Annotated in this window: 20 protein-coding genes; 16 read left to right on the forward strand and 4 right to left on the reverse strand. The window is 37.2% G+C overall.

Annotation, left to right across the window (positions count from 1 at the left end):
- Positions 1-5 precede the first annotated feature (5 nt).
- From tsaB to FFM71_RS05595, 6 genes are all read left to right on the forward strand, one after another.
- Complete coding sequence (gene tsaB / locus FFM71_RS05570) at positions 6-728, forward strand: tRNA (adenosine(37)-N6)-threonylcarbamoyltransferase complex dimerization subunit type 1 TsaB (protein ID WP_137611182.1); 723 nt, start codon at positions 6-8, stop codon at positions 726-728.
- Positions 703-1,242 (forward strand): ribosomal protein S18-alanine N-acetyltransferase, encoded by a 540-nt coding sequence (gene rimI / locus FFM71_RS05575; RefSeq protein ID WP_137611183.1) that lies wholly within the window; start codon positions 703-705, stop codon positions 1,240-1,242. Before tsaB ends, rimI begins: the two co-directional genes overlap by 26 nt.
- Before the next feature lie 10 nt (positions 1,243-1,252).
- Positions 1,253-2,275 (forward strand): tRNA (adenosine(37)-N6)-threonylcarbamoyltransferase complex transferase subunit TsaD, encoded by a 1,023-nt coding sequence (gene tsaD / locus FFM71_RS05580; protein ID WP_137611184.1) that lies wholly within the window; start codon positions 1,253-1,255, stop codon positions 2,273-2,275.
- Between the two features lie 450 nt (positions 2,276-2,725).
- Positions 2,726-2,992 (forward strand): ACT domain-containing protein, encoded by a 267-nt coding sequence (locus tag FFM71_RS05585; protein ID WP_137611185.1) that lies wholly within the window; start codon positions 2,726-2,728, stop codon positions 2,990-2,992.
- Positions 2,993-3,001: 9 nt separating this feature from the next.
- On the forward strand, positions 3,002-4,345 hold the full coding sequence (locus FFM71_RS05590; RefSeq protein WP_137611186.1) for a PFL family protein: 1,344 nt from the start codon (positions 3,002-3,004) through the stop codon (positions 4,343-4,345).
- Between the two features lie 102 nt (positions 4,346-4,447).
- Positions 4,448-5,158 carry a hypothetical protein gene (locus tag FFM71_RS05595; protein WP_137611187.1) on the forward strand — a complete coding sequence of 237 codons (711 nt, stop codon included), beginning with the start codon at positions 4,448-4,450 and terminating at the stop codon, positions 5,156-5,158.
- 753 nt (positions 5,159-5,911) lie between these two features.
- On the opposite strand, the gene FFM71_RS05600 is transcribed toward FFM71_RS05595, so the two are convergent.
- Together FFM71_RS05600 and FFM71_RS05605 are read right to left on the reverse strand one after the other, a co-directional pair.
- A complete protein-coding gene (locus FFM71_RS05600) occupies positions 5,912-6,763 on the reverse strand; it encodes a DUF368 domain-containing protein (protein WP_137611188.1) in 852 nt (283 codons plus the stop codon).
- Between the two features lie 203 nt (positions 6,764-6,966).
- Positions 6,967-8,880, reverse strand: a complete 1,914-nt coding sequence (locus FFM71_RS05605; RefSeq protein ID WP_137611189.1) for an ABC-F family ATP-binding cassette domain-containing protein — start codon at positions 8,878-8,880, stop codon at positions 6,967-6,969.
- Positions 8,881-9,016: 136 nt separating this feature from the next.
- Between FFM71_RS05605 and FFM71_RS05610 the strand changes: the two genes are divergently transcribed.
- The 3 genes from FFM71_RS05610 to FFM71_RS05620 all read left to right on the forward strand — a co-directional run bounded on the left by FFM71_RS05610 (position 9,017) and on the right by FFM71_RS05620 (position 12,429).
- On the forward strand, positions 9,017-9,670 hold the full coding sequence (locus FFM71_RS05610) for a redox-sensing transcriptional repressor Rex (protein ID WP_137611190.1): 654 nt from the start codon (positions 9,017-9,019) through the stop codon (positions 9,668-9,670).
- A gap of 21 nt (positions 9,671-9,691) precedes the next feature.
- Entirely contained in the window at positions 9,692-10,660 is a 969-nt protein-coding gene (gene manA, locus FFM71_RS05615) for a mannose-6-phosphate isomerase, class I (RefSeq protein WP_137611191.1), read from the forward strand.
- A gap of 488 nt (positions 10,661-11,148) precedes the next feature.
- Positions 11,149-12,429 (forward strand): cation:dicarboxylate symporter family transporter, encoded by a 1,281-nt coding sequence (locus tag FFM71_RS05620; RefSeq protein WP_137611192.1) that lies wholly within the window; start codon positions 11,149-11,151, stop codon positions 12,427-12,429.
- A 393-nt stretch (positions 12,430-12,822) separates the two neighbouring features.
- On the opposite strand, the gene FFM71_RS05625 is transcribed toward FFM71_RS05620, so the two are convergent.
- Positions 12,823-13,449, reverse strand: coding sequence for a CPBP family intramembrane glutamic endopeptidase (locus FFM71_RS05625; RefSeq protein WP_137611193.1), 627 nt, complete (start codon positions 13,447-13,449; stop codon positions 12,823-12,825).
- A 140-nt stretch (positions 13,450-13,589) separates the two neighbouring features.
- On the opposite strand from FFM71_RS05625, the gene groES reads away from it, so the two are divergent.
- From groES to FFM71_RS05640, 3 genes are all read left to right on the forward strand, one after another.
- Entirely contained in the window at positions 13,590-13,874 is a 285-nt protein-coding gene (groES, locus tag FFM71_RS05630; RefSeq protein ID WP_057892210.1) for a co-chaperone GroES, read from the forward strand.
- Positions 13,875-13,924: 50 nt separating this feature from the next.
- Positions 13,925-15,556 carry a chaperonin GroEL gene (groL, locus tag FFM71_RS05635; RefSeq protein ID WP_137611194.1) on the forward strand — a complete coding sequence of 544 codons (1,632 nt, stop codon included), beginning with the start codon at positions 13,925-13,927 and terminating at the stop codon, positions 15,554-15,556.
- Between the two features lie 457 nt (positions 15,557-16,013).
- Positions 16,014-16,577: a hypothetical protein gene (locus tag FFM71_RS05640; RefSeq protein ID WP_137611195.1), complete on the forward strand. Its 564-nt coding sequence runs from the start codon at positions 16,014-16,016 to the stop codon at positions 16,575-16,577.
- Positions 16,578-16,847: 270 nt separating this feature from the next.
- Here the strand turns inward: FFM71_RS05640 and FFM71_RS05645 are convergent, their stop codons facing one another.
- Positions 16,848-19,340 carry a DUF11 domain-containing protein gene (locus FFM71_RS05645; protein WP_137611196.1) on the reverse strand — a complete coding sequence of 831 codons (2,493 nt, stop codon included), beginning with the start codon at positions 19,338-19,340 and terminating at the stop codon, positions 16,848-16,850.
- 173 nt (positions 19,341-19,513) lie between these two features.
- Between FFM71_RS05645 and FFM71_RS05650 the strand changes: the two genes are divergently transcribed.
- The 4 genes from FFM71_RS05650 (at position 19,514) to mutS (ending at position 24,642) form a co-directional block, all read left to right on the forward strand.
- Positions 19,514-20,326: a MerR family transcriptional regulator gene (locus FFM71_RS05650; protein ID WP_137611197.1), complete on the forward strand. Its 813-nt coding sequence runs from the start codon at positions 19,514-19,516 to the stop codon at positions 20,324-20,326.
- A 73-nt stretch (positions 20,327-20,399) separates the two neighbouring features.
- Positions 20,400-21,095 (forward strand): DUF554 domain-containing protein, encoded by a 696-nt coding sequence (locus tag FFM71_RS05655; protein ID WP_137611198.1) that lies wholly within the window; start codon positions 20,400-20,402, stop codon positions 21,093-21,095.
- Between the two features lie 87 nt (positions 21,096-21,182).
- The gene (locus tag FFM71_RS05660) at positions 21,183-21,986 is read left to right on the forward strand and encodes a TIGR00282 family metallophosphoesterase (RefSeq protein ID WP_137611199.1); all 804 of its coding nucleotides are present in this window, start codon (positions 21,183-21,185) and stop codon (positions 21,984-21,986) included.
- 13 nt (positions 21,987-21,999) lie between these two features.
- Positions 22,000-24,642 (forward strand): DNA mismatch repair protein MutS, encoded by a 2,643-nt coding sequence (gene mutS, locus FFM71_RS05665; RefSeq protein ID WP_137611200.1) that lies wholly within the window; start codon positions 22,000-22,002, stop codon positions 24,640-24,642.
- Positions 24,643-24,663: the final 21 nt, after the last annotated feature.

A 24,663-nucleotide genomic window follows, 5' to 3' on the forward strand; every position in this document is an offset into this window, starting at 1 on the left:
TAAATATGAAAATATTAGCATTTGATACATCTAATAAGCCGCTATCCGTTGCCGTTGTAGTTGATGGCAAGGTCTTAGCTCATTTGGAGTCGACTGAAAAGAAGACTCATAGCGTCACTATTTTGCCAGATATTAAAAAAGCTTTAACTGAATCCAATTTGACGATCAATGATATTGATTTAATTGCTGTTGCTAAGGGACCTGGTTCTTACACCGGTGTCAGAATTGCTGTTACAGTTGCCAAAACTTTAGCCGATACTTTGCATAAAAATCTAGTTGGAGTTTCCAGCCTTGAATTGCTGGCCGCCGACGGAGACAAAGCACATATTTTGGTTCCATTGATGGATGCGAGAAATGATAATGCCTTTGCCGGCGTGTATCAAAACTCGCGAGATAAATTTGTAAGTATTATTGGGGATCATCACACTTCAATGGAGAAACTTTTTGAGGCTTTGAAGGAATATGATGAAAATCAATTGGAATTTATCAACGCTACACCAAGATTACAAGAGTTAATTCAAAATCAGTTTCCAAACGCCAAAATTATTACCGTTGAAGATTCATTGCCAGATGCAGCCAAACTTGCCAAGTTAGCTGAGTCAAAGAAACCAGTCACAGATATTGATGATTTTATTCCAACATATTTACGTTTGACGCAAGCTGAACACGACTGGTATGCCAAAGGACATAAGGATGATGGCAATGTTTCTTATGTTGAAGAAGTTTAAGGGTTTATTTTTAAATAAAACTGCGAAATTTGATTTTGAAGAACAAATAGTTTCAATTGATGATCGAAAGTTCACTTTAAGAAAAGCTATTCAAAAGGATGCCATTCAGTTTATGGATATTCAGGAGACGATTTATCCGATTCCAGTACCTTGGCCCATCGATATCGTCCGCATGGAGATCGATAATAAGAATGCACTTTATTTATCGTTAGTAGAAAATAATCGGGTGATTGCCTTTATCGGTATTTCGTTAGGTGACAAGACTGAATCGCATATTACTAATTTAGCTGTACATGCTGATTACCAAACTATGGGAATCGGTCATTTACTGTTGAATGAGGCTTTTGATTACTGTCGCAATCGCACCTATCAGAAGATGTCACTAGAAGTGGATGTGACTAATGATTCAGCGTTGGCCCTATATGAGGCCTTTGGTTTTAAAGTTCGAACTGTGCATAAAAAGTATTATTTTAGAAATCATCACGATGCATGGGAAATGATCGTTGATTTGTGAGGAGATTACTGTGGAAAAAGATACATTAATATTATCGTTTGAAAGTAGCTGTGATGAGACATCAGTTGCTGTTATCAAAAACGGTAAGGAAATCTTATCTAATATTATTGCAACACAAATAAAGAGTCACCAGCGTTTTGGTGGCGTCGTACCAGAAGTTGCCAGCCGGCATCACGTTGAAGAAGTTACTAAGTGCATTGATTTAGCTTTGGACAAAGCAAAAGTCAGTTATGAGAATCTTGATGCAGTTGCTGTTACTTATGGCCCTGGATTAGTTGGATCATTATTGATTGGAATTATGGCTGCTAAAACGGTAGCTTTTGCGCATAATTTGCCATTGATCAAAGTAAATCACTTGGCAGGACATATTTATTCCGCTAATTTTGTGACGGAATTACAGTACCCATTCATGTCATTGTTAGTTTCCGGTGGACATACGGAATTAGTTTTGGTCACAGCTCCTGGAGTTTTCCACACCTTGGGCGATACTCGCGATGATGCTGTTGGGGAGGCATATGACAAAATTGGTCGTGTGCTAGGAATCAATTATCCAGCCGGTAAGAAAGTCGATGAAATGGCTGCTGTCGGAAATGATACTTTCAATTTTCCTAGAGCTATGGTTCAAGAAGATAATTTAGACTTCAGTTTCAGTGGTTTGAAGAGTGCCTTCATAAATACCGTTCACCATGCTGATCAAGTTAATGAAGAGCTGAATAAAGATGATTTGGCTGCCAGTTTCCAAGGAGCCGTTTTGGATATTTTGGTAAATAAAACTTTCAAGGCTTTGAAGTTACATCCAGTTAAGCAGTTGATCGTTGGTGGCGGGGTTTCAGCTAACCAAGGCTTGCGTAAACGTCTGGCTGAAGAGATTGAAAAGCGCAATATGGATATGGAATTGGTATTCCCACCATTGCGTTTGTGTGGTGATAATGCGGCTATGATTGGCGCTATGGCTCAGATTCAATATGACAAAGGTGACTTTGCGGAATTGGATTTAAATGCTGATCCTAGTTTGGATTTTGATATGGAATAGGTTTTTCCGCCGGAGGTTGGCAGTAATATAGCCTGCGGTGTGACCGGTTCGAGCCAAGGTCTCTCACCTCGATTTTGAGCTTTGCAAAAACCGCAAATCTCAAAATACGTCAGTGGAGTAAGGGCTAAAGCCCTAACGCCACTTGTACTGCAGGCTATATTACTGCCAACCTCCGGCTCTTGTGTTTGAGGGCTCTAGGTTATTGATATATGACGGTTGATTGGTCTTCAAAGTTTAATATTTAAATGCCAATAAAGTTCATAAATGTAATTATACAGTAGATAAAGATTCGCTTTTGTACCTTAAAAAATTTAGAAATAGTAAAAAAATCCCAGACCTTTACACATATGGTCTAGGATTATTTTTTTATACTCATCTAAAACTCCCTATTGCCCCCACAAACCAAATAATATAAGATTACCTCAAACAATCGAAAGATGAGGGATCACTATGAAAGCTATTCTGACAGTTTTGGGTCACGACCAGGTTGGTATCGTGGCTAAAGTTTCGACTAAGTTGGCCGAACTTGATGTTAATATTATTGATATTTCGCAAACTTTGATGCAAGAAAACTTTACTATGATGATGATGGTTACTTGGGATGATGCCACTAAATTTGATACGATCAAAGATGGTTTGAACGAATTAGGTCAGGCCACGGGGTTGGATATTCACATTCAACGTGAAGAGATCTTTGATGCGATTCAGAAACTTTAGGAGGCTGCCATGGAAACTAATTCGATTTTAGAAACAATTCAGATGATTTCGGAAGAAAAGCTCGATATTCGTACGATCACAATGGGTATTTCACTCTTTGATTGTATTGATAGTGATGGTGAAAAGGCCCGTCAAAAAATTTATAATAAATTGATGACTAAAGCTAAGAATCTTGTGAAAGTAGCTAATCAAATTGAATCGGAATATGGAATTCCAATCGTTAATAAACGAATTTCTGTAACGCCAATTTCTCTGATTGCAGCAGCTTCTGATGATAAGGATTATGTGGCTTACGCAAAAACCATGGATCAAGCCGCAAAGGATTTAGGAGTTGATTTGATTGGTGGTTTTTCAGCACTTGTTCAAAAGGGCTATCAGTCTGGTGATGTTAAACTGATTCAATCGATTCCACAGGCTTTGACGGAAACAAGTCGTGTCTGCGGCTCAGTCAATGTTGGTTCGACTCGTTCAGGTATTAACTTGGATGCAATCGGTCAGATGGGGCAAGTGGTTAAAGATTTGGCAAAAGTTGATCCGGTCAATTGTATGAGTTTGGTGATTTTTGCCAATGCGGTTGAGGATAATCCATTTATGGCGGGTGCCTTTCATGGTGTCGGTGAAGCTGACTGTGTTATAAATGTTGGTATCAGTGGACCTGGAGTTGTTAAGAGTGCCCTTGAACATGTTAAGGGTCAACCAATTGATGTTGTTTCTGAAACCATCAAGAAGACGACGTTCAAAGTAACCAGAATGGGCCAATTCGTTGGTGATTTAGCTTCTAAGGCTTTGGACGTGCCATTTGGTATAGTAGACTTGTCATTAGCCCCAACGCCGAATGAGGGCGATTCTGTAGCTGAGATTCTTGAAGAGATTGGTTTAGAAAGTGTCGGTGCCCCCGGAACAACAGCTGCTTTAGCATTGCTGAATGATGCAGTTAAAAAGGGTGGCGTCATGGCTTGTGAACATGTTGGTGGATTGTCAGGTGCTTTTATCCCGGTATCTGAAGATGCTGAAATGATTCGTGCCGTCAATGCTGGTAACTTGAATATTGAAAAACTTGAGGCGATGACTGCTGTTTGTTCAGTTGGCCTTGATATGATTGCTATTCCTGGTGATACGACTGCTGAAACTATTAGCGGGATGATTGCTGATGAAGCCGCCATTGGTGTGATAAATAATAAGACGACTGCCGTTAGAATTATTCCTGCTACTGGCAAAAAGGTCGGCGATGAAGTTGAATTTGGAGGACTCTTTGGACGTGCACCTGTGATGGCGGTCAATACTAATAGTCCAGCAGCATTCATTCATCGAGGCGGTAGAATTCCTGCGCCTATCCATTCATTTAAAAATTAATTCTCAAAATGCTGATATTCGTATCGGTATTTTTTTATGTTTTTTGACAAAATTGCTTAATTATTTAATCGAATTGTGGTACAAAGTATGAGAGGTGTATTCATGAAAACCAGAACAAAGATTTCATACGTAATTTTAAAGTATGATGATCAAACCGATAATATTTATACAAAAACTTCAAATAATGAAAATCATGTTTATGAAATTCCCGCCTTTGACTACGTTCAAAAACGAGACGCAAAGTTCCATGATGTTAAAACATATATCCTAGAAAAAGTGATTGATTTTCAAACATTTGTCGATGAAAATCATATTTTTATTCCATTAATTAATGTAACCTTTGAGAATAATGTCCGTGTTTATAATTATGTCGCTGTTATTTTTGAATCTACTAAAGACATTTTTTCATCTTTAAACTATGAATCATGGCATCAAGTTAGATATGATCATGATGATAAAACTTGGAATTTGAAGTGGGGTAATGGCCTGACTGATCCAGTTGATTTCAAGTTTGAAAATAGTGCTTTGAGTGAATACGTACCCAATCCACGTGAGAACGATAAATTGACATTTAGCAATGTGATGCATTTCGTAACCGAACAAACGAATGACTTTCCAATATTAGGCTTACTTTCCGGAAATAAGTTTACAATGAAACAAGTTTTCCATTACCAAGATCTATTGGGTATTGAGACGTTGAAAGCTGGTAATAATCAGACTTTTGAGAATCAGTACGCCGACTCGATTCAAGCTATTGAGGATGACCATCTTACAACTTCCTATAAAATTAAAAATGATTATCTAAAAAAATAACGTTGAGAAATTGGATGGTTCTTTCTTAAATTTGGTTATAGAAATATTTCACTAAAGGTTGAAAGTTTAGTTAAGTATGCCGTTTCCAGAGCTGAGAGTATTCAATTGCTGCGCGGAACGGCCCGAGCCAAAAAGCGGTCTCGAACCTCGGTTGAAGCCTTACCAAAGTCCGGTAAGTCTCCAACACGCCCGGTGGTGTAATTGCTGAAGCAATAACGCCACTTTCGCGTCAAATGAATACTCTCAGCTCTTCCAACTAATTTGTTTTTGGGGTTGAAAACTAAGACTAATAATTATTTAAATAAATTAACTCTATGTCTGTAACAATAACGGTTATATTTAGGTATTTCATTAATCTTTTTTCACTAATAATCTTTTTTAAAGTATTTGTGTTAATCAATAAATATTAAAACAAAAAAATGAGTTGTATCACACCTAATTATTTGGTTCTTTAAGTGTGATACAACTCATTTTGCGTAGTTTATCTGTAAGTGAAAAATTGAATTCATCAGAAACTATTCTGTCTAATAAAACAGACAAATTAGTCGGAAGGGCTGAGAATATTCACCCGCTGTGGGTGTGGCGTTACGGCTTTAGCCGTTACACCACCGGGCGAGTTTGGAGACTTTCCGGTCTGTGGAAAGGCTTCAAACCGAGATTCGAGACCGCTTCTCAGGCTCGAATCGGTCCGCATAGCAGGTGAATGTTCTCAGCCCTGGAGACGGCTAACGTTTAACCAAATTAATCTCAACGTTATTTATATTTATCTTCTAAACGACTCATCCAAAGGGCCAAGATAGCTCCCAGAATGAAGAGACCAATGCTCCAAAGCCAATCTGACCCTGTGACATTCTGGTATGAAATACTTTCAGTTGAATATGGATTGGGTATTAAAATCAGAATGGTACTTGCTAAAACAATACCTAGGATGAAGTGATAGACCCTTGAATGATGATGCTTGATTAGACTTTCCATTGCTTTTGAAAATGTTAAAAGTGAGATGATACCACCCAGAGTAATTGGAATAAATACTAAGGGATCAAAGGATTTGAAGCCTTTTAACATCGGGGAGTATAGTCCTAGAATAATTAATAAATTCGATGGGCTAAGTCCGGGAACTAAAACACCCAGAGCAATCAATATTCCAGCAATAAGAAAGCCGAAGAAATTGGCGGGGATAGTACCAAAAATTTCACTCATGAAGAATAGAAAAATTCCTCCACCAATTAACATCGATAAAAACCAGATGACGTCAAATTTGTCACGCTTGGTCTGAGAAGTGGACTCACGAATAAGAGTAGGCATTGTTCCAAGAATCGTACCAGCAAAGCCCCATAGAACAATCATTTGATAATTGGCAAGTAAGTATTCCAATGGTTTGGATAAGACACCGATACCGACGATACCACCAATACCAATGGGTAAGAAATAAAGAAAATCACGTTTGAAATTTTGACGAATATGGGCCATGAAGGTCAACAATCTTTCATAGATACCAAGAATAGCCGCCAAAACACCACCAGAAACTCCTGGAAGAATGAATCCTAAGGCGATGATCACACCTTTGAAAAAGCGGATAAAGATATTATCCCGTTTTATATTCATAAAGGGGGGTTCCTCTCTGAAAAAGATATTTTATTCAGATTAGCAAAATTTATATGTTATGGCAAATATAAACCTAATTTAACAGGTAGTACTAAATTTTATAAAAAAGCATCATGTGTCCCAAATTAGGGCACATGATGCTTTACAATGCTTTTTTGAAAAGTTGAAAGATGGAAACTTTCAATTCTGTAAACATCGTCCTATCAACCTTTAAAATCCTCTAGTTCAATTGATTTTTCGGTCCATTGTTCTTCAAGCGTATCTTGTTGAGCTTTATTTTCATCAAGCTCTTTTTGAAGATCGGCTAACTTACTGTAAGAGGTTAAGTTTTCATCCTTAGTCATTTCCGTTTGGATGGTAGCATTCTTATCTTCTAGGTCAGCAATTTTACTTTCGAGTTCTTCAACTTGACGCTGGATCTTTCGTTCTTGTTTTTGTTGTTCTTTGGACTGTTGATACTCCATCTTTTTTTCACTGACATTAGCAGGTTTTTCATCTTCCTCAGTGACAGGTTGATCGGTAGTTTTTTCTAAGTAGTAATCATAATCACCAAGGTAGATTTTGCTACCTTGAGAACTGATATCTACAATTCTACTGGCAAGCGTGTTCAAGAGGTAACGGTCATGAGAAACGAACAGAACGGTACCAGGGAAACTCTTCAAGGCGTCTTCAAGAACTTCCTTACTGTCGATATCCAAATGGTTAGTTGGTTCATCCATTATGAGAAAATTGTTATTTTCCATAGATAGTTTTGTCAAAGTTAAACGAGCTTTTTCACCACCAGATAAACCTGCAACTGGTTTTAGTACGTCATCACCACTGAATAGGAAAGCCCCTAATTTCTTACGAATGATTTGTTCATCTAGTCGTGGATAGCGGTCCCAAATTTCGTGAAGGACATCTTTTTTAGGATCAAGTCCCTTTAAGTTTTGGTCGTAGTATCCGACTTGAACGTTAGCACCAAATTGACTGGTTCCCTTGATCAGTGGAATACGACCGAGAATCGACTTGAGAAATGTTGACTTACCAATACCGTTTGGCCCAATAATACCAACGCGCTCACCTTTTTTTACATCCAGATTGATTGGTTCAGACATTATTTCATCTTCATAACCGATAGCAGCATCTTTAACTAAGAGGACATCATTGCCACTTTCTTTATCAATTTCAAATGAGAAGTGAACAGAACCTTGGTCACTGCCAGGACGGTCTAAGATATCCATATGTTCCAACTTTTTACGACGACTTTGTGCCATCTTAGTTGTGGAAGCACGGACTATATTTTTTTGAATGTATTCTTCAGTTTTCTTGATTTCTGCTTGTTGTTCTTCGTAATGTTTCCATGCAACAGCTTGATTCTTCTTCTTTTCATCTAAGTAGAAAGTATAGTTTCCAGAGTAGTGAGTCGAGGAATGTTGATTGATTTCAACAATTTCAGTTGTCACTTTATCAAGGAAGTATTGGTCATGGGAAACGATAACTAAAGCGCCACGATAGCCTTTGAGATAACTTTCCAACCATTCGACGGTATTAATATCCAAATGGTTAGTTGGTTCATCCAAAAGCAAGATATCGTGATGTTCCAAAAGCATTTTAGCCATTGCTAAACGAGATCTCTCACCACCGGAAAGGGTTGAAATCTTATGTTCCCAGACATCTTCATCGAAGCCGAATCCCTTGAGGACACTGCGGATTTCTGACTGATAGCCATAACCATTTTCTTGGCGGAAAGTATTCTGCAATTGATCGTATTGTTTGAGGATATCGTCATAGTCGTCAATATTTGGATTAGCAAGTTTTTCTTCCAGAGCATGCATCTTTTTTTCTTGAGCTTTGAGATAATCGAAAACTTTTTCCATTTCCAAAAAGATTTGATTGTCGCTATCAAGCCCAGAGTCTTGTGCTAAATAACCAATATTAGTGTCTTTTTTTAGTGCAATATTGCCACTGTTATAACTCTCTTGATCAGATATAATCTTCAATAAGGTAGATTTTCCAACTCCGTTTCGGCCGACTAAACCAATACGGCTGTTGTCTTGTATCTCGAAACTGACATTGGAGAAGAGTTTCTTAGTACCGAAATTTTTTGTAATGCTTTGTGCTTGTAATAAAATCAAAATATAACTCCTTTATGTATTCACAATTTTATCATTAATTAATAATTTATGTCTTTATAGGATTAACGTATTGCGTTTTTAGTGATTTTTATTTACTATGAATGTTAGTGAAATGACACACATATGGTGGTAAATTATGACAAAAACAACTGTTCCAAACGCAACAATAAAGCGTTTACCAATTTATTATCGTTACTTCCAGTTTCTCAAAGACGAAGGCACAAAAAAAATCTCCTCTGGTGAACTATCAGAAGGGGTCAAGATTGATAGTGCTACAATTAGACGTGACTTCTCATATCTAGGTGCTCTTGGAAAACGTGGATACGGCTACGATGTAAACGATTTAGTAGTATTCTTTAAGAAGCTGTTGAATCAAGATAAGCGGACCAATGTAGCTTTGGTTGGTGTCGGTAATTTAGGTAACGCCTTACTAAATTATAACTTTTCTCGAACGAATAATGTTCGAATTGCGGCAGCTTTTGATATAAATAAAGAAATTGTCGGAACAGTTAAGAGCGGTGTTCCCGTTTATGATATTAGTGAATTAAGGGAACAACTGAACTTACAACAGATTGATGTCTGTATTTTGACAGTCTCATCAAACGCTGCACAAACGACTGCTGACTTGTTGGCAGATGCTGGAGTTCGTGGAATTTTGAACTTTACACCAGTTATTATCAACGTTCCAAACAGCATCCGCGTTCATTATGTCGATTTGGCAAATGAATTGCAGACACTGATTTTTTTCCTAGACCGCGATAAGTCTTTAACAACAGATGAAACAAATTAAATCTTTTGGAGGAATTTTTTTATGAGTGAACCATTATTTTTGAAACCTGTCTTCCACGAAAAAATCTGGGGCGGCAGAAAGCTTGAAACAAAATTTGGATACAATATTCCTGATGGAGCCATTGGTGAATGCTGGGCTATTTCTGGACATCCACATGGTAGATCAGAAGTTGAAAACGGCGAATTTGCTGGACAATTTATTGATGATTTATGGAAAAATCATAGTGAATTATTTGGCAATCCCAAGGGGAAAGTCTTCCCAATGTTGACTAAAATTTTGGATGCCGAAGCTAGTCTTTCAGTTCAAGTTCATCCTGACAATGCCTATGCTGCAAAACATGAGCATGAATTAGGTAAGACAGAATGCTGGTATATCATTGATGCTGAACCAGGCTCATACTTGATTTATGGTCACAATGCGAAGAATAAAGCTGAACTCGACCAAATGATCGAATCAGGCGACTGGGACCATTTGTTAAGAAAAGTTCCAGTAAAGACCGGTGATTTCTACTACGTACCAAGTGGTACTGTACATGCCCTGAATAAAGGTATTATGGCACTTGAAACTCAACAAAGCAGTGATACGACATATCGTTTGTATGACTATGACCGTGTTGAAAAGGAAACAGGCAAGAAACGTGATCTTCACATTAAACAGTCAGAAGATACAATAACAGTTCCTCATAAAGATCCACAATTGAACATTGAATCAAAAGAAGTTGGCAAGAATAAATTCACAACCTTCGTTCAACCACCAGTTTCACCATTCTTCTCAGTTTATCACTGGGAAATCAAAGAACCAGTCGAATTACATCATCAAATCGGTAAGTATACCTTGATTTCAGTTATTAATGGAGAAGGAAAGATTACCGTTGATGGCAAGGATTACGACTTGAAGAAAGGTATCCACTTGATTGTTCCAGCAACAGTTGATGCTTGGACACTAGATGGAGATTTGGATATAATAGCATCAGAATCTGGGGAAGCTTAGAGAGAGTGGAGCAGGCCCGGGAATTTCCGAGCATTTTCGTAACTAAGTGAATTGTACGCCGAACTTAGCGGACGATTCACTTAGTTATGAAAAGCGGAAGAAATTGGCCTGTGGAACTCGTTTTAGAGCCGCTGCCCACCCAACCCAAGTAATAAAATCAAATATTTAAACCCACAGACGGGAAAAACATATTGGAATTAAAATCGATTCTAATATTTCGAATAATCCTATACAAAATTACCAAATTCTAATAAAAAAACAAAAAATCATTCACTAAATACAGAATATCGGAAAAATAAATCCGTATATTCTGTATTTTTTTATCCTAAAAATAAGGAAAAATAGAACAATATCATCGTTACATATAAACAATGTTCGGAACGACTAATAAAATGAAAAAAGTTTTAATTTGAAATCGCTATCACTTTCCTATTTCTTAAAAAATCTTCTATACTTAAAGATATGTTAATTCAAAAGGGGACTTAAAATTGCAAAGACAACGATTTTTTCGAGTTAGTCTAGGGTGGCAAATTATTATTGGTCTGATCCTAGGTATTGTTTTAGGACAGGTATTTTACCAAAATAAGATTGCTATACAGGTAATGCAGAATATTGGTACGATGTTCATTTCAATGATTCAAATGATTGTTTTGCCAATTGTTATTTCATGTTTGACCGTTGGAATCGCTAATATGGGTGATATCAAGAAACTCGGTCGAATCGGATTGAAGACATTAGTTTATTTTGAAATTATGACTACATTAGCGATTATTATTGGTATTGTAGTGGCTAATGTTACCCACCCTGGTACCTATATTGATATTCATAGCCTAAAAGGTTCGGATATTAGTCAATATACAGCAACCGCCAAAACGGCTAAACATTCGGGTATTTGGTCAATTCTAATGGGTATCATTCCAACTAACATCTTTGCTTCCTTGGGCAAGGGTGATATGTTACCAATTATCTTTTTCTCAGTTCTCTTTGGATTAGGGACAGCCTCAATTGGTAAGCAGGGGAAAATCATTACCGATGTATTAAATGCTGTTGCTAATGTAATGTTTAAAGTTACTAACTGGGTCATGCGTTTAGCTCCCATTGGTGTCTGTGCTTTGATTGGAGTTACAGTCGGGGAAATGGGATTCAATTCGCTAAAGCCATTAGCACTGTTTATTCTGATCGCCTATGCAACAATGGCATTCTTTGTATTTGTCGTGATGGCAATTGTGGGACACATATTCCACGTTAGATTTTATGAATTATTTAGAATTATTGAAAATGAAGTTACACTTGCATTTACCACTGCCAGTTCTGAAGCAGCATTGCCAAAAATGATGGAAAAAATGCAAGATTACGGATCATCTAAGGGTATCGTTTCTTTTGTAATTCCAACCGGATATACATTTAACCTCGATGGTTCAGCAATTTATCAATCATTAGCAGCCTTATTCTTGGCTCAAGCCTATAATATTCACTTATCCATAGGGCAACAAATTACCCTTGTTGTGGTATTGATGTTAACATCTAAGGGGATGGCCGGAGTGCCCGGAGCATCGTTTGTTGTACTCTTAGCCACGGTATCAACAATTGGTGTACCAATGCAAGGTTTGACCTTCATTGCAGGTATCGACCGTCTCGTAGATATGGGACGTACAGCCGTTAATGTTGTCGGAAATTCACTAGCTACAGTTATCATTGCTAAGAGTGAAAAGGAATTCGATGAGGAAAAGCGGAAGAAGTACGTTGAATCATATACACGTGGGGACTAATAAGCACTCCATGTAGTCGAAAAACAATTTAAACACACAAGAACAGCTTACCGAAATGGTAGGCTGTTTTTTTTGGGTAGTCATAAATAAAGACAAACAAAAAGATATCCACAATATTTTAAAAATTGTGGATATCTTCTATTTATTTTTCGTAATTTATATATATTAGCGAAGAGTAACATCAAATCCTATAATACATTAGCCGGAGGTTTCGAGGGAGTGAACTTGCCAGCAGTGGTAGTGGTGTTAGGCCGGTGATTTTCCGACCTTACAGCACAGGACGTATTTTGAGACGTGGTTCTCGGCTCAAAATCGAGACTTGAGACCTTGGCTCAAGTCGGTCCCACAGCAGGCAACTTCATCTCCCTCGAAACCGGAGGCGGCAGATAGGAATTACATTATCCCCAGTGTTAAAACAATAGCATTCATAAGAATATGACTGCCGGCACTGACATAAATATTTTCCGATTTGTAATATACGTATGAGAACCAAAGCCCCATAAAGACGTAAACCAAAAATCTTGTATCCTGATGCATAAACGCAAACATAAATGCTGAAATAATCGCAGCTAAGTAAATGTTAGTTGGCTTGATCAGATTGGCAAAGAAGACTCTTCTGAAGATGATTTCTTCCATAATCGGTGCAGCAATCATCACGTAAATGAAGTAGTATGGATATTCTTTAACCATCAACAATAAACTAAGTGTGTTTTGTGAATCGGTGCTGGCGTGGAATAATAATTTATCAGCAAAGCCAATTCCGAATTGAACGACCAATGCTCCCACGGTTCCTAAGATGATCCACTGTAGATCGTGGTTCAAGGTAGTTTTTTTCTCAAATTCTAAAGGACCACTTTCTTTGACCAAATAAATCATTAGACCGGCGACGACGATGGACGCAATAGTGATGGTGATAAAGTAGGCTGAGCCTGTGATAGAGAATGTCGTCAGAATAGTTCCCAACGATAATAACAGGATGTAGGCCAGCAATGTGAAAAACTGATTTGTTCGATAAGACATAATTTCCCCCATATTTTTAAAGGTAAATACTTGCAACTTCACAATATAATGTTAATATAAAACTTGTGATTAGCACAAGAGATAGTTGAGTGCTAAATAAATTAAAAAACATTGAATTAATATTACTGGAGGTATTTAAATTGTTAAAACCACTTGGAGATAGAGTCATTGTAACAGTCGATAAAGAAGAAGAAAAGACAGTTGGTGGCATTGTTTTAGCAAACAACGCTAAAGAAAAGCCCCAAACGGCCGAAGTTGTTGCCGTAGGTGACGGGTTAGTTGCTGATAATGGTACTAAATTACCAATGAGTATTAAAAAAGGTGACAAGATTCTTTTTGATAAATATGCAGGCTCAACAGTTAAGTATGAAGACAATGAATATTTAATCCTTCATGAAAAAGATGTCATGGCAATCGTTGACTAATTAAAAATTAAACAATAAATTTTATTTTAAATTATGGAGTGTGGAAATTAATGGCTAAAGAAATTAAATTTTCAGAAGATGCACGTTCAAAGATGCTAGATGGTGTTAACAAACTAGCTGACACAGTTAAGACAACAATCGGACCTAAGGGCAGAAATGTTGTTCTTGAAAAGAGTTACGGTTCACCTGAGATCACAAATGATGGTGTCACAATTGCTAAGAGCATTGAATTAGAAGATCATTTCGAAAATATGGGTGCTAAACTTGTTTCTGAAGTAGCTTCAAAAACAAATGATATTGCCGGTGATGGTACTACTACTGCTACCGTTTTGACACAAGCAATTGTTAAAGAAGGTATGAAGAACGTTACTGCTGGTGCTAACCCTGTTGGAATCAGAAGTGGTATCGAAATGGCTACTAAGGCTGCCGTTGATGAACTTCACAAGATTTCTCACAAGGTTTCTGGAAAAAATGATATTGCTCAAGTAGCTTCAGTTTCATCAGCTAGTGAAGAAACTGGTAAATTGATTGCTGACGCTATGGAAAAAGTTGGTAACGATGGTGTTATCACAATTGAAGAATCAAAGGGTATCGATACAACTTTAGACGTTGTTGAAGGTATGCAATTCGACCGTGGCTACATTTCACAATACATGGTTACCGATAATGACAAGATGGAAGCCGACCTCGACAATCCTTACATTTTGATTACTGACAAGAAGATTTCAAATATCCAAGATATTTTGCCATTACTACAAAAAATCGTTCAACAAGGTAAGTCACTATTGATCATTGCTGATGATATTGACGGTGAAGCATTGCCAACACTTGTTTTGAATAAGATCCGTGGTACATTCAACGTTGTTGCTGTTAAAGCTCCTGGCTTTGGTGACCGTCGTAAGGCTCAACTTGAAGATATTGCCACATTGACTGGTGCTACAGTAATTACTTCAGATCTTGGACTTGAACTAAAAGACACAACAATGGATCAATTAGGTCAAGCTGGTAAAGTTACTGTTACAAAGGACAACACAACTATTGTTGAAGGTTCTGGTGACAAGGCTGCTATCAACGAACGTGTTGATTTACTTAAGAAGCAAATCAGTGACTCAACATCAGACTTTGACAAAGAGAAGTTACAAGAACGCCTAGCTAAATTAGCTGGTGGTGTTGCTGTTGTTAAAGTTGGTGCTGCTACAGAAACTGAGTTGAAAGAACGTAAGTACAGAATTGAAGATGCTCTAAACGCCACACGTGCTGCTGTTGAAGAAGGTTACGTTGCTGGTGGTGGTACAGCCTTCATGAACGTTCTTGGCAAAGTCACAGCTCTTAAAGCTGAAGGCGATGCTCAAACAGGTATCAATATCGTTGCCCGTGCTCTTGAAGAACCACTCCGTCAAATTGCTGAAAATGCTGGTATGGAAGGTTCAGTTATCGTTGAACACATTAAGAACGAAAAGAATGAAGTTGGTTACAATGCTGCAACTAACAAGTGGGAAAACATGGTTGACGCCGGAATCATCGACCCAACTAAGGTAACACGTTCAGCCTTGCAAAATGCTGCATCAGTTGCTTCATTGTTGTTGACAACTGAAGCCGTTGTTGCTGACAAGCCTGATAAGAATGCTCCTGCTGCACCAGCTGCTAACCCAGCTGCCGGTGGTATGGGCGGAATGATGTAATCCATTAAAATTAAACAATTATAAACGTCGGTAGATTAATTCTATTGACGTTTTTTTGTTTTGAACTAAAGGTTACAAGTTTAGTTAAGTATGCCGTTTCCAGAGCTGAGAGTATTCAATTGCTGCGCGGAACGGCCCGAGCCTGGGGAGCGGTCTCGAACCTCGGTTGAAGCCTCGCAAAACCCGCGAGTCTCCAACTCGCCCGGTGGTGTAATTGCTGAAGCAATAACGCTACTTTCGCTGCAAATGAATACTCTCAGCTCTTCCAACTAGTTTTTCAATAATAAGAATGTACAATTGTGATCTTTTAATATTTAAATAAATTGAATTTAGAACTGTCACAGCAATGTTTATATTACTGTCGTCCGGAGGCGGAAAATCAGGTAATATTTCCTATCTGCCATATAAAAGTATAAAATGAGTTATTGTCGAATAGAAAATAGAAGAGAGAATCATAATGGATAGTATTGAATTTGGTCGTAAGATCAACTATGTCCCTATGACGGTGAGTTTGGTTGTCGGGTTATTAGTGGGAATATTGATATTTGTATTTACAAAAATTACTTTGTTAGCGGTACTTCTAGGCGTTACAGCCTTGGTTATTGCAGCTTTACTCTATGCACGTTCAATGGATGATTTTTATGGTTATTGGGAAATCAATGACGAGGGTATCAAAAGCTACGATTATTTAAATTTCAGCATTAGATTGCAGTCAGTTATGTTTCCGTTTAGCGAAAGTCAACTGGCGTTAAAATTTAACGATATAAAAGGTTTAACAGTAGTTGTTGGTAAAGAGATGAATGCTCCTAGTAACATTCTAGGAGGCTCATTTAATGCTCCTAAGAAGATTATGTTTCACTTGCCAACGCCCTACTATTTGGAGTTGAAATTGAACGACGGTCGTCAGGTCAATTTGGATTTGTCAGCCGATTGGGATGATACAGAAACAATTGAATATGTCATTGCTTTGATTTGTTCGGAAGCTGATATTCCGGCTGAAATCATTAAGCAAGAAAATTAACTAAAAATTTAAAATAGGAAAAAGCATCTGACACAAAATATTATACAAAAAAGCGGGACCAATAATCATTTCTGATTGTTGATTCCGTTTTTTTGTATAATATTGAACTAATGGTTGAAAGGTGAGAAATTAATCTAACCATTATTATTACAGGCTTAGAGATAATTTATTTAAATAAACATAAGTCTTTATTTACTGTTCCTGCTATTAAAGAAATTGAATACTCTCAGCTCTGGAAACGGCATACTTAAATAAACTTTTAACCTTCAGTTATTGAATACTATCATTCATAGACCAAGTTACTTGACCACTATAAGCTCCAGCTTTGCTATCGGCAGGAACACGTAATTTCCATTTATTAGCTCCGACATAGTTGGATAGGTCGTAATTGGTAAGTGATCCACTGAATCCATCGCTTTTAATAGGAACTGGATCTGGTGTAAGGGGATACCAATTATTGTCAGTATCACTATTTGCTTGATTGAATAGTAATGATTCACCGTTATCTTGAATTAATTTTGTACCATTGCTTGCAATAGGGTGATCACCATTATTATCATAACTAACGTTTACTTGAAAAGGAGTGTCAGCGGTGTGAGTGATAATTAATTTACCAGTTGTACTGACGTTAGAAAGAGTACGTTCAAGTGCAGCACTGTTGACACTACCAAAGTCGATGGTTGTTGGTACTTCTACGAATGAAGTTGTCAATGGAGCAGCCTCAATATCGACGTCAGCAGGAGCTTCAGTGGCGATACTACTGTATTGTTGTCCAGTATTAGTTAAAACATTGTTTAGATAGGCAGTATTGGAAGCTGTGGATGCCTCTATGCCAGTAACTTTAGCTTTGAACGAAATTACGTGAGTAGAATTATTAGATAATGATCCAACTGAGAAATTCAAACTATCTTTAGCTGTACCGTCTAATGTTATACTGCCAGGAACTAACTCTAGTCCGTCAGGTAAACTATCGGCAAAGTTAGCCCCACTTAAAGTGCTAGTACCATTGCTGGTAAAGTTGACGTTGTATTCAATTATGTCATCTTTTTTACCAGTAGTTTTGCTTGAGAAGGTACCATTAGGATCTGTTGTGTCATTTCTGACTTGTTTAGTGAAACGATATTTGAAAGTAGGTGTTTCAACTGGGACATCAATGCTTGCCTTATACGTTTTAGAATCACTTTGATTAACATTGTTACCTGTAAAATAGGCGGTATTAGTCAAATTACCATTCGTCAAATAATATGGGGCTTGATTATTTATTGTTGCATCGAAAGTGTAGGAAGCACTCGTAACCCCAGAGTCACTGTTGATATTAGTATTAGGATTAAAGTCAATTGCATCACCATTTATTAATGTGCTTTGTGTTGTACTTTTATCTATTGTCAAACCTTCAGGCATATTATCAAGAATTTTGGTCAAAGTCCATGCTGATTGATAACCTTCATTTTTAACATTCAAACTAAATCTTAATTTATCTCCGACATGATTTACTGTACTGTTGGGTGACGTTAAATTGGTGTATGTTTTACTTACCATAGGGACAGCATAACCTGCAACAGTTGCACCGATAGTAGACGAGAATTCTGCTACTTGACCAGGGGATAGGTTAGTTTGCGGCCATCTGAGAGTATAAGCTGAATCTTGAAGGCCAGCAGAATTTACAACGTTATAACCATTAGAGATTAGAAGATTGGTACCGGCAGCGTCATTCGTGTCACCATCTTGATCACTAGTAGGATTTGATGCCCAAGGGAGTTTAGGCGCTGTAATGTCAGAAGTACTTTTATTTTGTTTACCTTTAACGCTCCAATCAGTTGGGTTAGAGAGAATCCTACCCATGAAATCTTGGAAACCACCATTAATATTGTTAGTAACAAATAATTTTGAAGCTGGTTGATAATTTGAACCACTCATCAAGTATAATCCCTGTCCATTACCAATTGCGTACATTGGGACGTTATCAACAGTGGTATCACCATTATTAGGATTCAATCCAGTATCTTCACCATAGAATGTCTGAAATTGTGTTGATGAGGTACTTGAAGATGGATTATAGACATATAATTCACGTTGAACAATGGGGGCACCTGTTATTGAAGCTTTGAGAACTATTTCAACAAAGACACTTCTTTTAGAGTAATATCCCAAAAGTTTAAACGCAGCTACACCATTAGCATCTGTACCTGTGTAATATTGCTTGTAAGTTTTAGCGGAAGAGTCAATCTCGCTTAGGTTAGTGAGTACATTCATACCTGAATAGTAATTAGAAGTTCCATTACCAGTGAGTAGGGCATAATCAATTGAAGAGTCAGAGGCATTTTGTGGTGAACCTCCAGTTCCATTATATGAATCAGTTCCCTGATGTAATATTCCATAATATTTTCCATTGTAATTTAAAAAAATGTTTATTTTACCATTAGAGACATTGGGCACACTGTTATTCATAGTGTAGGCGCTCTGCTTAGTAATAGTGTTGTCACCAGCTACAATCTTACCAGTAGAGTCACGAGCAGCACCAAAAGTATAACCGAGTGAAACATCACCACCGATAGGTATATTTCCGATATTATTAGATGGAGAGTTGCTTTGCAATTTCCAGTTCGTGATACCATCATAATTTTCGAAAACCTTTTCAGCAGCCGAATAGTCACCGGTACTCAAAGCTTTAACGTTTAAAGCTGTTTGATTAAGAACTAAAATCATCATCAATGCTGTAAATAAAATAAATAATAATTTAGTGACTAATTTATTCCTTTTCATTTTTATTCCCCCGAAAACGCCATCAAAAATATAATAGTTATAAAATTTAGCCTAATTTGTCCCAAATCCATTCAAATTTATTATAATACATAATAAATAATTTAATAGTTCATATATCAATGTTATTTTTTTCACAGAATGAAATAAACTACCATTAAGAAAAGGAAGAAAAAATGAATCAATTTTTTTCAATTGGTCAACTTGCTGAACTCTTTAATATCAAGATATCCACGTTGCGTTATTACGATGAAGTTGGTCTGTTAAAACCTGCTAAAGTCAATGCTAAGACGAACTATCGATACTATTCGACACAGGAATTCGAACGCCTAAATGTTATTGGTTATTTGCGTGCTTTAGACTTATCGGTTGAATCCATTAAGAATTTTTTTGACGCCAGAGATATTGATAAATTGGAAGAAATGTTAAAGAAACAAAAGTCACAAGTTCAAATTCAAATCAAGGTTTTACAAAATATTGAACAAAGAATTGATACTCGAATCAGACAAGTTGAGGATGCGACACATAGTAAGTTGGATACGATTGAATTAATTGATTTACCAGAAATCCCCGTTATTTATTTAGATGAGGATTATCGTCCTAGTGATGATATTGAGTTTCCTATCGTAACTTTGCGACAGAAGTATGGTGTTGATAAGAATATTTTTTTAGGAAAAATTGCTTTGAGGATTTCTGTAGAACAATTACGGCAACAAAATTTTTCTGATTACAATGGTTTGTTACTAATATTGGAACCGGGGGATGATACCGATGCCACTGGCTCATTAGCTGCAGGAAAGTATTTACGATTAAGATTTCATGGCACGCATAATAATGCTACAGAGCAATATCAAAAATTGTTGAACTACTGTAAGAAACATGATTATCAAATTATTGGCCCAGCGGTAGAAACGGCCTTGATTGATTATGGTATTACTAACGAATATTCGAAATACGTGACGGAAATCAGGATTCCTATTAAAGATTAAGGAAAATTGTTGACCCTCTAGTCACTAGAGAGTTTATAATTTTGAATTAACATCTTCATTGAGGGGGGATCTTATGATAGGAACAATTTTTAACGTCTGTATGATTTTAGTAGGAAGCTTTGTCGGGAGCTATTTTAAAAAAGGAATCAAACCGGCGTATAATGAGATCCTGACACAGGCTTTGGGCTTGGCTGCAATTGCCATTGGACTCAATGCCGTTGTGCAGAACATGTCTAAGAGTCACTATCCAGTTTTATTTATCGTCAGTCTGGCTGTTGGGGGTCTGATTGGACAAGCGTTTGATTTGGAAAAACACTTTGATAATTTAGTCGCTAAGTTTTCCAAGCCTAAAGAAAATGGTGGGAACAATTTGGCCGAAGGGTTAGCAACTGGTATTTTGTTATACTGTATCGGTTCGTTATCAATTCTGGGACCAATTCAGGCGGCTTTGAACAAGGATTATACTTTCCTATTTACTAACGGGATGCTTGATGGAATTACATCGATTGTTTTAGCATCAACGTTTGGAATCGGGATGGCCTTGGCAGCAATCGCTGTTTTCACATGGCAAGGTAGTATTTATTTAATTGCAATGTTGTTGCAAAATTCGATCAATCACAATATGATTACAGAACTGACGATTGTCGGGGGAATTTTGATCATGGCGTCGGGCTTAGGATTACTGAATATTAAAAAAATAAAAGTTTTGAATTTATTGCCGTCATTAGTAGTACCAATCGTGGTTATTGCAGTGATGCAACTATTTTAAAAAGATACGACCAGACGTTCGTCTGGTCTTTTTAATTCTCGTCAAAATTGATACAATATCAAAGGTAAAGATTGGGGATAAAATATTATGAAAATACTCTTCGTTGGCGATGTCGTTGGTAGTATCGGCATTAAGGCTATAGAAACATATCTACCCGAGATCAAAAAGAAGGTCAAACCACAGTTAACCATTGTAAATGGTGAAAATGCTGCAAGTGGAAAAGGTACGAAGGAACCTGATTATCAAAAAATAACTCGTGCTGGAGCTGACGTGGTAACAGGAGGAAATCATACTTGGGATAAGCGTGAAATCTTAGATTTTATCGACGATCCAAAGAAAAATATTTTACGCCCATATAATTTCTCTGGAGAACATGTTCCTGGTCGTGGTTTTCTAAAAATAAAAGTTAACACTAAAGAAGTTTACGTAATTAATATGCAAGGAACTGCTTTGATGCAGCCACTTGATAATCCTTTCATTGCGGCTGATAAATTAGTTGCAAGTTTAGATAAAGATGCTATTAAATTTGTTGATTTTCATGCGGAGACAACTAGTGAAAAAATTGCTTTTGCCAACTATATGGTTGGTCGAGTCTCTGCTGTCTGTGGCACACACACCCATGTTCAAACGAATGATGCACAAGTTATTAACAAGCAAACAGCCTATTTAACAGACGTCGGGATGACAGGATCATACGATGGTATCTTGGGCGATAAAAAAGAACCAATTATTAATCGCTTCTTAACACAGAGACCAAATAAGTTTGATGTTGATGAAGATGGTCGCATGCAAATTGGCTTTGCGGTTATTGATATCAACGATGAAACCAATAATGCTCGCAGTATTAAGAACTACGTTATTACACCAAATAATCAATCATTTTTAAATTAAACGGAGGGAATTCATGCCTCAAAAAACTAAAGAAACACCAATGATGGAGCAATATCTGGAATATAAAAAACAGTATCCAGATGCTTTTTTGCTATATCGTGTTGGTGACTTTTATGAAATGTTTTACGATGATGCCGTTAAAGGTTCACAGATTCTGGAATTGACATTGACATCCCGTAATAAAAAAGCTGATGAAGGTATTCCAATGTGTGGGGTACCTCACCATGCTATCGAAGGCTACATTGATACACTTGTGGATAAAGGTTACAAAGTAGCAGTCTGTGATCAATTGGAAAATCCAGCTGACGCTCAGGGCATGGTTAAACGCGGTGTGACCCGAGTAGTTACACCCGGTACGATCATGGATAAGTCTGATCAAGCCAAGGATAATAACTACATTACAGCAATTACTGCTCATCAAAATACCTTCGGCCTAGCGTATGCTGACCTTTCAACAGGTGAAGTTAAAGTTACATCAGTTGAGAGTCAATTAGATTTAACTAATGAATTGCAAAATTTGGATACCAAAGAAACGGTTGTTTCTGGAAGTTTTCCACAAAAGTATCTCGACCAATTGCGTAAATTCGGGATCTTGATTTCTAAATTAGATGATTTAGAGGATAACTATTCTTTTGATTTCTCAAAAATCACTGCTGATACGGAAGTTAATACCGTCAAGCTGTTGATAAGTTATTTGATCAAGACTCAGATGCGTTCGTTGGATCATTTGAAACCAGCCGAATCTTATGAAACTTCTTCCTATTTATTGATGGATCACTCTGCTCAAAGAAATTTGGAACTGTTCAAAAATATTCGGACGAACAAAAAATCAGGGACGCTCTTATGGCTTTTGGATGAAACCAAAACTGCTATGGGTAGCCGTTTATTAAAGCAATGGTTAGCACGTCCCTTAATCAGCGTTGACAAGTTGAAAGCTCGTCAACATTTTGTGCAAGTCTTTTTGGACAATTATTTCCAAAGATCATCCTTCCAAGATTACTTGACGAAAGTTTATGATTTGGAACGTTTAGCTGGTCGAGTAGCTTATGGAACAGTCAATGGGCGTGACTTGATTCAATTGAAAACCTCTTTGGAACAAGTTCCTGAGATTAAATCAATTCTTTTAGATATCGGTGACGATGAATTAACAGCCTATGTGGAAAAGATTGATGAAGTTTCAGATATTCGTGATTTGATTGATAAGGCCATTGTTGAAGAAGCCCCAATTTCAGTTACAGGTGGCGGATTGATCAAAGAAGGCTACAATGAGCAACTTGATAAGTATCTTGATGCTTCTAAAAATGGTAAGCAGTGGTTGGCTACTTTAAAAGCTAAAGAACAAGAAATGACTGGAATTAATAATTTGAAGATTGGCTACAACAAGGTCTTTGGTTACTATATTGAGGTCAGTCATGCTAATATCGACAAGGTACCAGAAGATCGTTATCAAAGAAAACAAACGCTCGTCAATGCCGAAAGATATATCACACCAGAATTAAAGGATAAAGAAAGTTTAATTCTAGAGGCTGAAGAAAAATCTAAAGGCTTGCAGTATCACCTGTTCGATCAAATTAGGAAGCAAGTTAAGGATCAAATTAGACGGATTCAAGCGTTAGCAAATGTTTTATCACGCTTAGATGCGTTGCAAAGTTTTGCTGTTGTCAGTGAAGAGTATCACTACGTGGCACCAGAATTTGTCGAAAAACACGAGTTGCAAATTACTAATGGTCGTCATCCGGTTGTGGAAAAGGTGTTGAGTAATAACAGCTATATTCCCAATGATGTTAATTTTGACGATAAAACTGACATCCTGTTGATAACTGGACCTAATATGTCTGGTAAGAGTACGTATATGAGACAAATGGCCTTGACGGTAATCATGGCTCAAATTGGTTGTTTCGTGCCTGCAGAGTCAGCTAAGTTACCAATTTTTGATCACATTTTTACCAGAATTGGAGCAGCAGATGATTTGATTTCTGGTGATTCAACGTTCATGGTAGAAATGCGTGAGGCTAACGATGCTTTGAAGAATGCTACAGCCAACAGTTTGATAATTTTCGACGAAATTGGCCGTGGTACTGCAACCTATGACGGAATGGCTTTGGCACAAGCAATTATCGAGTATATCGATAAACATGTGAATGCAATGACATTATTCTCGACTCACTATCATGAATTGACGGAACTCGAAAGTCAGTTACCAGGTTTAAGAAATGTCCACGTTGATGCATCAGAAGAAAACGGTGACCTAGTATTTTTGCATAAAGTTTTACCAGGTCCAGCAGATAAATCATATGGTATCCATGTTGCTAAATTAGCAGGCTTACCAAACGACGTATTGACTCGCGCAAGTAAAATACTAAGTAGTTTGGAAGAGACATCAGTTCATACAACGACTTCCGAAAGCATTAAGGAACCCGTAGCAACTCCTATTGTGGAATCTAAACCAGTGGTTGAAGTGGTCAAAGAAGAAGTTGATAATTCGTCAGATGAAGAAACACAATTATCGCTTTTCCCAGAAACAACGACAAAAGTTAAAAAGTTATCCACCAAAGAATCACAAGTTATCAAAGAATTGGATAGCCAAGATTTAATGGGGATAACTCCAATCGAGGCCATTAATTTACTTTATAAATGGCAAAAGAAGTTAAAATAAATATTATCAAGAATAATGAAT

Source organism: Companilactobacillus huachuanensis (assembly GCF_005404815.1).
GTDB lineage: Bacteria > Bacillota > Bacilli > Lactobacillales > Lactobacillaceae > Companilactobacillus > Companilactobacillus huachuanensis.

Bases quoted from the DNA above. Each gene is read 5' to 3' on its own strand.
- tsaB (WP_137611182.1), top strand. From the start codon at position 6: ATGAAAATATTAGCATTTGATACATCTAATAAGCCGCTATCCGTTGCC.
- rimI (WP_137611183.1), top strand. From the start codon at position 703: ATGTTTCTTATGTTGAAGAAGTTTAAGGGTTTATTTTTAAATAAAACT.
- FFM71_RS05585 (WP_137611185.1), top strand. From the start codon at position 2,726: ATGAAAGCTATTCTGACAGTTTTGGGTCACGACCAGGTTGGTATCGTG.
- FFM71_RS05590 (WP_137611186.1), top strand. From the start codon at position 3,002: ATGGAAACTAATTCGATTTTAGAAACAATTCAGATGATTTCGGAAGAA.
- FFM71_RS05595 (WP_137611187.1), top strand. From the start codon at position 4,448: ATGAAAACCAGAACAAAGATTTCATACGTAATTTTAAAGTATGATGAT.
- FFM71_RS05600 (WP_137611188.1), bottom strand. From the start codon at position 6,763: ATGAATATAAAACGGGATAATATCTTTATCCGCTTTTTCAAAGGTGTG.
- FFM71_RS05610 (WP_137611190.1), top strand. From the start codon at position 9,017: ATGACAAAAACAACTGTTCCAAACGCAACAATAAAGCGTTTACCAATT.
- manA (WP_137611191.1), top strand. From the start codon at position 9,692: ATGAGTGAACCATTATTTTTGAAACCTGTCTTCCACGAAAAAATCTGG.
- FFM71_RS05625 (WP_137611193.1), bottom strand. From the start codon at position 13,449: ATGTCTTATCGAACAAATCAGTTTTTCACATTGCTGGCCTACATCCTG.
- groL (WP_137611194.1), top strand. From the start codon at position 13,925: ATGGCTAAAGAAATTAAATTTTCAGAAGATGCACGTTCAAAGATGCTA.
- FFM71_RS05640 (WP_137611195.1), top strand. From the start codon at position 16,014: ATGGATAGTATTGAATTTGGTCGTAAGATCAACTATGTCCCTATGACG.
- FFM71_RS05645 (WP_137611196.1), bottom strand. From the start codon at position 19,340: ATGAAAAGGAATAAATTAGTCACTAAATTATTATTTATTTTATTTACA.
- FFM71_RS05650 (WP_137611197.1), top strand. From the start codon at position 19,514: ATGAATCAATTTTTTTCAATTGGTCAACTTGCTGAACTCTTTAATATC.
- FFM71_RS05655 (WP_137611198.1), top strand. From the start codon at position 20,400: ATGATAGGAACAATTTTTAACGTCTGTATGATTTTAGTAGGAAGCTTT.
- FFM71_RS05660 (WP_137611199.1), top strand. From the start codon at position 21,183: ATGAAAATACTCTTCGTTGGCGATGTCGTTGGTAGTATCGGCATTAAG.
- mutS (WP_137611200.1), top strand. From the start codon at position 22,000: ATGCCTCAAAAAACTAAAGAAACACCAATGATGGAGCAATATCTGGAA.